Annotated in this window: 1 protein-coding gene and 1 pseudogene; one reads left to right on the forward strand and one right to left on the reverse strand. The window is 61.3% G+C overall.

Annotated elements, in window-relative coordinates; all coding sequences use genetic code 11:
• On the reverse strand, window positions 1–832 hold an 832-nt coding region (locus HLUSI_RS28700; RefSeq protein ID WP_016834553.1), incomplete at its 3' end, for a cation diffusion facilitator family transporter.
• 140 nt (window positions 833–972) lie between these two features.
• On the opposite strand from HLUSI_RS28700, the pseudogene HLUSI_RS0113965 reads away from it, so the two are divergent.
• Window positions 973–1,222 (forward strand): annotated as a pseudogene (locus HLUSI_RS0113965) (DUF342 domain-containing protein); the annotation flags it as partial.

A 1,222-nucleotide genomic window follows, 5' to 3' on the forward strand; every position in this document is an offset into this window, starting at 1 on the left:
GCGCCAGCGTGGCGATGGCGTGGCCTTGCGTGACGGTCTGTTCGCCGTCCAGTTCGAGATGCACGTCGACGATGGTGAGGTCACCCATCTTGCGCGTGCGCAGATCATGCAGGCCGAAGACGCCGGGCGTTTCCAGCAGCGTGCGGCGGATCGCCTGCGATTCTTCTTCCGACACGGCCTTGTCCATCAGGTCGTTGAGCGCGCGCCAGAAAAACACCGCGCCGGTGCGCACGATCATGAGACCGACGATCAGCGCCGCAATCGGATCAAGCAAGGGGAAACCGAGCAGGTTGCCGGCAATCCCCAGCGCCACCACCAGCGACGACACCGCGTCCGAACGCGCATGCCAGGCGTTGGCCACCAGCATGCTGGAACGCACGCGCTCGGCGACGCCCAGCATGTAACGGAACAGCACCTCCTTGCTGACGAGCGTGGCCACCGCCACCCACAAGGCCGCCAGATGCACCTGCGGGACATTGGGCGCCTGCAGCTTGAAGACGGCCGACACCAGCATGCCGATGCCGACCGCCAGCAGCGCGCCGCCCAGCGCCAGCGACGCGGCGGTCTCGAAGCGCTGATGGCCGTACTGATGATCAGCGTCGGCCGGGCTGCGGCTCTGGCGCGCGGCGAACAGCACGACGAAATCGGCCACCAGATCCGACAGCGAATGAATGCCGTCGGCGACCAGCGCCTGCGAGCCGGAAAACAGTCCAGTGATGATCTGCAACGTGGTCAGCACGACGTTGACGACGATGCTGACCAGGGTGCTTTGACGCCCCGCGAGATAGCGGCGGTCGGCACTTGCGGTGTCGTTCTTATCGATAATTAGCATATTGACAATTTGTACTTTTGAGCTTAAACAACCCTTGTACTTCACCGCGATTTACAGGATCATCTTGCCACATAACAATTCACCTAAAGGAACCGGGAATCCTGCCGATGAGTTCTGCACAAGGACTTCCGAGAAATAACATGGAACAAACAAGCCCGCAATCGCTGTCGCTCAACTTCGACAGAGTCAGCGGAGAACTGGTCGCTGCATTCACCCCGGTGGCGGGTGTTCAAGTCCCCAATCTCGTGATGCTGAAACAGACCCTTGCCGATGGCGGCTTCACCAAGCTGTACATCGATGAAGCGGCTCTCGGCGATTTTGCCGCCAAGATCGCCGATGGCAAGGAAGCGCACTCGCAAAAGATCGGCGAACGGCGCGACGGCGAGTTCG

Source organism: Herbaspirillum lusitanum P6-12 (genome assembly GCF_000256565.1).
Lineage (GTDB): Bacteria > Pseudomonadota > Gammaproteobacteria > Burkholderiales > Burkholderiaceae_D > Herbaspirillum > Herbaspirillum lusitanum.